9 protein-coding genes are annotated in these 9,193 nt (G+C 66.3%); all 9 read left to right on the forward strand.

Annotated features, from left to right (window positions below; genetic code table 11):
* The coding region (locus FVW27_RS01160; RefSeq protein WP_167122016.1) for a ribonuclease HII at positions 1–801 on the forward strand (801 nt) is incomplete at its 5' end.
* Complete coding sequence (locus tag FVW27_RS01165; RefSeq protein WP_167122018.1) at positions 798–1,238, forward strand: YraN family protein; 441 nt, start codon at positions 798–800, stop codon at positions 1,236–1,238. The genes FVW27_RS01160 and FVW27_RS01165, both read left to right, overlap by 4 nt.
* The gene (gene rsmI, locus FVW27_RS01170) at positions 1,180–2,019 is read left to right on the forward strand and encodes a 16S rRNA (cytidine(1402)-2'-O)-methyltransferase (protein ID WP_167122020.1); all 840 of its coding nucleotides are present in this window, start codon (positions 1,180–1,182) and stop codon (positions 2,017–2,019) included. Before FVW27_RS01165 ends, rsmI begins: the two co-directional genes overlap by 59 nt.
* A 97-nt stretch (positions 2,020–2,116) precedes the next feature.
* Positions 2,117–2,896 carry a PTS system mannose/fructose/sorbose family transporter subunit IID gene (locus FVW27_RS01175; RefSeq protein ID WP_015946499.1) on the forward strand — a complete coding sequence of 260 codons (780 nt, stop codon included), beginning with the start codon at positions 2,117–2,119 and terminating at the stop codon, positions 2,894–2,896.
* Between the two features lie 265 nt (positions 2,897–3,161).
* Complete coding sequence (locus tag FVW27_RS01180; protein ID WP_015946498.1) at positions 3,162–3,458, forward strand: HPr family phosphocarrier protein; 297 nt, start codon at positions 3,162–3,164, stop codon at positions 3,456–3,458.
* A 3-nt stretch (positions 3,459–3,461) separates the two neighbouring features.
* A complete protein-coding gene (ptsP, locus tag FVW27_RS01185; protein ID WP_167122022.1) occupies positions 3,462–5,237 on the forward strand; it encodes a phosphoenolpyruvate--protein phosphotransferase in 1,776 nt (591 codons plus the stop codon).
* 1,323 nt (positions 5,238–6,560) lie between these two features.
* Positions 6,561–7,022, forward strand: a complete 462-nt coding sequence (smpB, locus tag FVW27_RS01190; protein ID WP_007527135.1) for an SsrA-binding protein SmpB — start codon at positions 6,561–6,563, stop codon at positions 7,020–7,022.
* A 157-nt stretch (positions 7,023–7,179) separates the two neighbouring features.
* Entirely contained in the window at positions 7,180–8,604 is a 1,425-nt protein-coding gene (locus tag FVW27_RS01195) for an FAD-linked oxidase C-terminal domain-containing protein (protein WP_167122024.1), read from the forward strand.
* A gap of 335 nt (positions 8,605–8,939) precedes the next feature.
* Positions 8,940–9,193: 4Fe-4S dicluster domain-containing protein (locus FVW27_RS01200; RefSeq protein ID WP_167122026.1), on the forward strand; the 254-nt coding region annotated here is incomplete at its 3' end.

Genomic DNA, 9,193 nt, shown 5'->3' on the forward strand with positions numbered 1-9,193 from the left:
GATCTCCTTGCCGGGCCCGTGGTAGCCGCCGCCGTCATCCTGCCCCCCCACGCCGACGCGGCCACCCTGGCCGCCCTGCTGCCCGACCTTTCCGGGCTGACCGATTCCAAGAAGCTCACCGCCGCCAAACGCGAGGCCCTGGCCCCGTGCATCCGCCAGCACGCCGTGGCCTGGGGCCTGGGCGTGGTCTGGCCGCGCGACATCGAGCGCATCAACATCCTGCAGGCCACCTTCCACGCCATGTGGCGCGCCGTGCGCTTCCTGCGCCCCGGCCACGCGGTACGGAATGCGGCGAACGCCCCCGGCCGGACTCCGGCGCCCCTGCTCGCTCTGCATGGCCTGCCCAGTGTGTCTGGCAAATTCGACCTGTCCGATGTTCCGCTGATCATCGACGGGGACAAGATCATCCCCGCCGCCGTGTTCGCCGGGCAGCCCCCCTGCCCGGCCCGTCCGATCGGTTCGGCCCATCCGGTCAACTCGGTCCGTTCGGTCAGTTCGGCCCGTTCGGATCAGGCCACCCCTGCCCCCCCGTTTCCCGCGCCCGTGCAGCGCGCCGTGGTGGGGGGCGATGCTCTGGTTCCGGCGGTGTCCGCCGCATCCATCCTGGCCAAGACGTTTCGCGACCAACTCATGACAGCACTGGACCGCCGTTTTCCCCACTACGGTCTGGCCGTGCACAAGGGCTACGGCACGGCGGAGCACATGGCGGCCATTGCCGAACACGGCCCCTGCCCGCAACACCGGGCCACCTTTCGCGGGGTGCGGCCGGAACCGCCCCAGACGCAGGGAACCCTGCTGTGACTCCGCCCCGCGCCGCCCCCCCGACCACGGCATCCGCCACCGGCAATGCAGCCATTGGGGCACGGGGCGAAGAGGCGGCGGCCCGGCTGCTGGCCCAACGCGGCCTGCGGGTGCTGGCCCGCAACTGGCGGCATGGCGGTCTGGAACTGGACATCGTCTGCGACGACCGAGGAATGCTGGTGTTCGTGGAGGTAAAAACCCGCGCCGCCAGCGGCCCCGCCCGCCCGGACGAGGCACTGACCCCGGCCAAGCGCGGCAAGCTGGTTCGCGCCGCCCGACAATACCTGGCCGCCCACGATTGCTGGGACAAGCCATGCCGTTTCGACCTCGTGTGCGTGGTGCACGACGGGGCAACCCTGACGCTGGAGCACTACCCCCATGCTTTCGACCTCACCGCGTCTCTGGGTGGTGGCGACACCGCTTGGCAACCCTGGTGACCTTTCGCCCCGTGCCCGCGACGTGCTGACCGAAGCCGCGCTGGTGCTGGCGGAAGACACCCGGCGCGCCGGGCAGCTGTTTGCCCGATGCGGCCTGACCGCCCAGCGGTTCATGAGCTTTCACGACCACAACGAGGAAGAGCGCCTGCCGCGCATCCTCGACGAACTGCGCGCCGGGGCCCACATCGCGCTCATTTCCGACGCGGGCATGCCCCTGATGGCCGACCCCGGCTTTCGGCTGGTGCGCGCCTGCCGGGCAGAGGGCATCGACGTTTCGGTGCTGCCCGGCCCCTCGGCCCCCATCACCGCGCTGGCGGGCAGCGGCATTGCCCCGCAGCCGTTCACCTTTCTGGGGTTTCCGCCGCGCAAGCGCTCTGACGTGGAAAAGCTGTTCGCGGAATACGCCAACGTGCGCACCACCCTGGTCTTTTTCGAACGCAAGGACAGGCTGGCCGATACGCTGGACGCCGCCCATGCCGTTCTTGGTCCGCGCGAGTGCTGCATCGCTCGGGAATTGACCAAGCCTCACGAGGAGTTTATCCTTCTAAGGTTGGAAGACAGGGCGCAGCTGACCCGTGAATTACTTGGAGAAATCACGGTAGTCATCGGTCCTCCGGAATCCGTGACCGCCACCCCGCGCGCAGAGGTGCTGGCCCTGCTGGCCGACGAGGCCAGGGCGGCCCCCGACGAGAAACCGCGCGAACTGGCCCGCAGGGTGCACGAGGCAACCCGGGGCTGGACGGTGAAGGATATCTACAAGCTGATGCAGGACGCGCGCTAGGGACATTCCCTGGCGCGCATCCCGACCCCGCCCCGGCCAGACAGGCCAAGCAGGCAGACAGGCTCTCAACACCACAACGGCCTTGCCACGGTGCTCCATGCCCACTTCCGCCAACGCCATGCCCGACGCCAAGACGCTGCTGCTGTGTTTTCTGCGGTCGTATCTCGTGGGCGCGGCGTTCAACACGCGCGGGCACCAGAACATCGGCATCGTGTTCGCCATGGAACCGGGCTTGGCCGCCATCTACCCGGACCCGCGCGCCCGGCGAGAGGCGCGCAAGCGCTACCTGCGCCATTTCAATACGCATCCGTTCTGGGCGCCGTTGCTGGTGGGCACGTTCCTGTCGCTGGAAGCGCGCATCGCGCGCGGCACCTTTCCGGCAGAGGTGCTGCGCAGCCTGAAGGACACCACCGTGTACACCCTGTCGGCCATCGGCGATTCGGTGTTCGGCGGCAGCATGCTGGTGTTCTGGTCGCTGACCACCTGCGCGCTGGTGGTTTCGGGCAACAACGGCGCGGCCTTCCTGTGGAGCCTGATGCTGTTCGTCTCGTTGCAGGTGTTCAAGCTGTTCACCTTTGCTGCGGGCCTGCGCGAAGGGCTGAAGGTGCTGCAACGGTTGAAGCAGTGGGACCTCATCAACTGGGGCGAAAAGCTGAAGCTGTGCAACGCCGTGGTGCTGGCGGGCCTGTTGTGGCTGATCTGGCCGCATCACCAGCATGCCCCGCGCTGGACGCTGTCCGCGCTGCTGCTCATGCTGGCCTCGTGGCTGATCGGGCGTTTTCACGTTTCGCGAATTTTTCTGGCCGTCTGCGCCACCGCCGCGGCCTTCGCCCTGCCGTGGGCCGATGACTGGATGCCGTTGCCCTGGGGCTTCTAGGAGCTGTTTCTAAATTGTTCTTTCGCCCGTTGGCTGCTTCAAACTTCACCTGCCATGCCGGTCGAATACGATAAGAAGTACGCTTTGCGGTCCTCATCCGTAAATGCTCGGAGACTCGCATAACGGCTGAGGCACTTCCTCATGGCAGGCTTGTTTTCCTTGCCAACGAACGAAAAGCCTAATTTGGAAACAGCCCCTGGCAGCACTTCTGAACGCCGCCCGCATCACGAACCATACCGACGCTATAGCCGACAGGATACACGACGTGCAGGAACCCATCGAAGAGACGCAGGAAGGACTTACCGTGACGGTGTGCGTGGCCAACGACCAGGGCCTGCACGCCAGACCAGCCGCCCGCCTGGCCCAGGAAGCGCAGAAGTTCGGCGCGGAGCTCTTTCTTGCCATGGATGGCATGGAAGTGGACGCCAAGAGCATTCTGGACATCCTGTCCCTGGCCGCCGCCAAGGGTACGCGCCTTACCTTGCGCGGGGTGGGGGCCGATGCGCGACACGCGCTGGAGCACCTTTCCGCCCTGTTCCGCAACCGTTTTCGAGAGGAGTAGCCGGTGGCGCGCGAGATCCTGCAAGGCATAGCCGTTTCGGCGGGCGTTTCCATCGGCAAGGCGTTCTTCACCAACCGCCGCCGCAGAAGCGTCTCGTTCGAAATCATTCCGCCCGGTGCGGCGGATTCGGAGGTGGCCCGCCTTGAGCAGGCCGCCAGCGACGTGCGCGACGACCTTGCCCGCGCCCGTGACAACGTACCCGCCGAACTGCGCGACCACGCCGCGATCATCAATTCGCACATGATGATCTGCCAGGACCCCAAGCTTATCCGCGCCGCCTCGCAACGCATCCGCGACCATCACATCTGCGCCGAATGGGCGCTGGACCAGGCTGTGGAGGCCATTGCCGCCGCGTTCTCCGCCATCGAGGACCCGTACATCCGCGAACGCGTGCAGGACGTGCGCGCCGTGGCCGAACGCATCCAGACGCGCCTTGTGGGCCGCCACGCCGAACCGCTGCGCCCCCCGGACGAGCGCATCGTGCTCATGGCCCACGACCTGACCCCGGCGGACGCCATGGGCCTGCCCACGGTCAAGATCATGTCCTTCGCCACGGCGGAGGGCGGCAAGACCTCGCACACCGGCATTCTGGCGCGCAGCCTGCAAATTCCCGCCGTGGTCGGCGTCTCGTCGCTGGAAGAATCCGTGGGCGACGGCGACCTGGTCATCGTGGACGCCCTGCGCGGCCTCATCCTGGTTGACCCGGACGAGGCGGAACTGGCCGACTACACCGACCTCAAGTACCAGTTCGAAAACTATCAGAAATCCATCCGCCGCCAGTCCACCCTGCCCGCGGAAACCCTGGACGGCTACCGCATCGACGTGCAGGCCAACATCGAACTGGTGGAGGAAGTGCCCCAGGTGCTGGACGGCGGGGCCGACGGCGTGGGCCTGTACCGCACCGAATACGCCTTTCTGAACCGCCGCACCTCGCCCACGGAAGAAGAACTGTACGACGAGTATGCCCAGCTTGCCGGGCTGCTTTCGCCCCGGCGGGTAGTGTTCCGCACGCTGGACGTGGGCGCGGACAAGATGCTGTCTGAGCAGAGCCAGCTGGAAGAACCCAACCCGGCCCTGGGACTGCGGGCCATCCGCTTCTGCCTGCGCCATCAGGACGTGTTCCGGCGGCAGTTGCGGGCCATCCTGCGGGCCAGCGCGCACGGCACGGCGTCGTTGCTGTTTCCCATGATCTCGGGGCTGCACGAACTGCGGCAGGCCAAGCACATCCTGAACGAGGTGCGGGCCGAACTGGACGCGGCGGGCCAGCCCTACGACCCGGACATGCCCGTGGGCATCATGGTGGAACTGCCCTCCGCCGTGCTGATTTCCGAGGCACTGGCGCAGGAAGTGGACTTCTTCAGCATCGGCACCAACGACCTGATCCAGTATTCGCTGGGCATCGACCGCGGCAACAAGCACGTCTCGTACCTGTACCAGCCGCTGCACCCCGCCATCGTGCGGTCCATCAAGTACGTGGTGGATTCGGCCCACCGCATGGGCATATCGGTGTGCGTATGCGGCGAGGTGGCGTCCGACCCGTACTGCCTGCCCATCCTGCTGGGCATGCAGATAGACGCCATATCCATCGCCCCGCAGGCCATACCGGGCATCAAGCACATTCTGCGGCGCACCAACATGGAAGAGTGCAAGGAACTGTTGCGCGACGTGCTGAGTGCGTCCACCGTCTCGACCATCAACCGCATGGTGAAGGAAACGATCTACAATCGCTTCCCGGAAGAACTGACGTTCTTCTCGTCCATGCTGGACCAGGATGATTAGGGGCTGACGCCTTTCTCGCGGAGCGGGGTCGGATGGCGCGTAGCTCCAATGCGCACGCACCTACGAAGACACGCCAGCCCGGTAGACCACGCCCGATTTCGTTATGCCTCCGGCGGGTTGGATTTAGGTTCAGCGCTGCTGCACCCGGCTTCTACGAAGACAGTACAGCCCTGTTGAACACGCCCGATTTCGTTATGCCTCCGGCGGGCAAGGGGCCGCTGAGCGGCGGCCCCTTGCGACCCCGCGCTCCAGGGGGGCTTCGCCACCCCTGGACCCCCAGCGTTTCCTGCGCGGCGTCCCTTCGGCGGCAGCTTCTCTCCGGCGCCGGGGCGCCTCCGGGTGATCTGCCGCCGGTGACGCCAATGCGCGCAACGCTCCCGCTGCCACTGCCACGCGAGGGTGCCTTTACCCACGCCCCCGTTGCGACGCATGTGCCGCCGCCAAAACCCGGCGTCACTCGCTTCTACGCACATCACATTGCCGTCTTAACGGGCGTTCACTCCAAGCCGCAGACCTCGCCCCATGGAGTTTTCATACCAACCAAGCACTGGCACGCATTTCTTCGTGGTCACCTACTGATTACTTCACAGCATTCGCTCCCCGTCCCACCCGTGTTGGCAACCGCACCACAATGCACTTGATGTACCCTGTAGCCCAAGGCTGCGAGAGATTCGCGCACATCGCATTCTCGTCGCCAGATCACCCGGAGGCGCTACGCGCCGTAGGGAAGCTGGCGACGAAAGGAATGCGGTGCAGGAAGAATGGAGATAAAGGCACGGAGCTAGGCCAGGATACCGAGAGCATTGCGCGCATACGCATTCAGCCGGGCAGATCGCCCGAGGCGCGCCAGCGCCGCAGGGAAGCTGCCCGGCGTAAGAATGCGGCGCAGGAAACGTCGGGGGTTCAGGGACTTCAGCCGTTAGGCGAGCGTGAAACGCGAGTCTTACGGATGAAGATAGCAGAGCTGGCGAAGCCCCCCTGGAGCGCGGGGTTGCAAGGGGCCGCCGCTCTGCGGCCCCTTGCCCGCCGGAGGCATAACGAAATCGGGCGTATTCAACAGGGCTGGACTGTCTTCGTAGAAGCCGGGTGCAACCGCGCACGACCTCGCCTTGTCTCCCCCTTCAGCGTAGCGCCCGCCCCCAACCCTTGCCATTCCCGCCGATTTCTGGTCTTGAAACCCCTTGCGCGCCACTTCACAGCGCGGCCCCGGAACCCGGCGCTCGTTTCACCACGCAGCCGCCGCCATCCGGCCCTCCATCGCCGCCCCGCCGGGGGGTTCCCCCCGCATACGCGCCATCAACCGCACGAACATTCCCCAAATATATGAGCAAGAAACCCTCTCCCGCCCTTATCGCCCAGAACAAGAAGGCCCGGCATCTCTATGAACTCGACGATTTCATGGAGGCAGGCCTCGTCCTGACCGGCTCGGAGGTCAAAAGCCTGCGCGCGGGCCACGTGAACTTCCGCGACAGCTACGTGGATTTCCGCAACGGCGAAGCCTTTCTGGTAGGCCTGCACATTGCCCCCTACGACAACGCGGGCTACGCCCAGCACGACCCCGACCGCGACCGCAAGCTGCTGCTGCACGCCAAGCAGATCAACACGCTGGCCCTGCGCGTGGCCCAGAAGGGCCTGACCGTGGTGCCGGTAAACCTGCACTTCAGCAAGGGCCGGGTGAAGGTGGAAATAGCCGTGGGGCGCGGCAAGAAGCTGCACGACCAGCGCGAGGACCTCAAGAAGCGCGCCGCCGATCGGGATACCGAGCGCGAACTGGCCCGGTTCTAGCCTGTCCCTGCAAACCATCCGTTCGGGCGCTGGCAGCATCGAACCCTACCTGCCAGCGCCAGAAAAGGACGGTTTGCACCTGCATCAACGCTTTAAAATCCCCCCTCCCCCCGGCCATCTCCCAGCCAATCCCCAACCGCATCAGCCGGATAGCCCCGTGTCCACCCAAGCCCCCCACCTTACCGCCACGCAGGAACGTTCCCTGCGCGACATCTTTCCCGGCGATTCGCTGCTGCTCACGCCGGAGCAGACCCTGGTTTTCGCCACCGACGCGGGCCGCCGCATGGGCACCCCGCTGGCCGTGGTGCGCCCCACCACCGAAGCGCAGGTGGTGGAACTGCTGCGCCTGGCCCAGACGGAACGCCTGCCCGTATACGCACGGGGCCGCGCCTCCAACCAGGTGGGGGCCTGCGTGCCCGACCGGCCGGGCATCGTGGTTTCCCTGCTGCACATGAACCGCATCCTCGACATCGCGGACGACGACTTCGTGGCAGAGGTGGAGCCGGGCGTGGTCACCTCCGACCTGCAACGCGCCGTGGAGGCGCGCGGTCTGTTCTACCCGCCGGACCCGGCCAGCATCGAGATCTCCACCATCGGCGGCAACGTGGCCACCTGCGCGGGAGGCATGCGCGCCCTGAAGTACGGCGTCACCCGCGAATACGTGCTGGGGCTGACGGCGGTGCTGCCCGGCGGCAAGGTGTTGCGCACCGGGGGTCGCTGCCACAAGAATGTGGTGGGGCTGGACCTTACCCGCCTGTTCGTGGGGTCGGAAGGCACCCTCGGCATCGTCACCCGCATCACGCTGAAGCTGCTGCCCCTGCCGCAGGCCACGGCCACCCTGCTGGCCGGGTTCGACTCCATGGAAGCGGCCATGCACGGGGTGCGGCGCATCTTCCGCGCGGGCATCCTGCCGGTGGCGCTGGAATTCCTGAGCCCGGAAGTGCTGGACTGCGTGGCCCGCCGCCAGACGCCCCCGTGGCCCGACAGCGTGCGCGGCGCGCTGCTGATCCGCCTGGACGGCAGCCGCGAATCGCTGCCGCTGGAAGTGCGCCGCATGCATGATGCCCTGCACACCGCCGGCGATGCCGCGGACGGAACCCCGGGCAACGAACCGCCGGTATGGTCCGCCCACGGCGTGGGCCACGACGAGGAAGAACCCCTGTGGGCCATGCGACGCGGCATCAGCCCTTCGTCGTATCTGGTGCGCCCCAACAAGATCGGCGAGGACATCGCCGTGCCGCGCGGTCGCCTGCTGGACGCGCTGACGGGCATCCGGGCCATCGCACAGGCGCACGACCTGCCCATCCTCACCTACGGCCACGTGGGCGACGGCAACATCCACGTGAACATCATGTACGACGGGGCTGACCCTTCGGAAACCACCCGCGCCGACGCCGCCACCGTGGAAGTGATGCGACTTGTCCGCTCCATGGACGGCACCCTTTCCGGCGAGCACGGCGTGGGCATGGCCAAGAAGGAATTCCTGCACCTGCAACTTTCGCCTCTGGAAACGGAACTGATGCGCCAGGTGAAGCACGCCTTCGATCCGCTGGGCATCATGAACCCGGACAAGGCCTACTAGGGTCACTTCTAAATTGTCTTTTCGTCCGTTGGCTTCCGACCCGGAGGGCGCGAAGCGTGGCCGTTGGGCGAGCTTGCGAGCCCTACGGACATCGTGCGCAACGCGGTCAAACTTCGTCTGCCATGGCTTTGCTGTCCTTATCCGTAAAGGTTCGCTCCGCTCACCTAACGGCTAAGGCTCGGTCGAATACCAGAAGAGTATGCGCTGCGGTCGCCATCCGTAAGGCTCGCAAGCTTGCCTAACGGCTGCCGCACTCCCTAATGGCTGACTCGTTTTCCTTGCCAACGGAGCAAAAATCCTAATTTATAAGCGCCCCTAGGGGGCGGCAACACACCATGAGCACGGACACCACTTCCAGATCCACGACGAACGGCGGCACGCCGGGCGACACCGCCGGGCAGCCCCGCGCCTGCCTGCTGTGCGGCCAGTGCACCGCCGTGTGCCCCGCCTTTCTGACCACCGGGCAGGAAGAACTTTCTCCCCGCGCCAAGCATCTGGTGTTCGCCGCCCTGCGCGACGAGCCGGGGCGCCTTGGCCTCAAGCCCGCGCGTGAACTGGCCGACCGCTGCCTGTCGTGCGGGCGCTGCGC

This window comes from Nitratidesulfovibrio liaohensis, from assembly GCF_011682075.1.
Lineage (GTDB): Bacteria > Desulfobacterota > Desulfovibrionia > Desulfovibrionales > Desulfovibrionaceae > Cupidesulfovibrio > Cupidesulfovibrio liaohensis.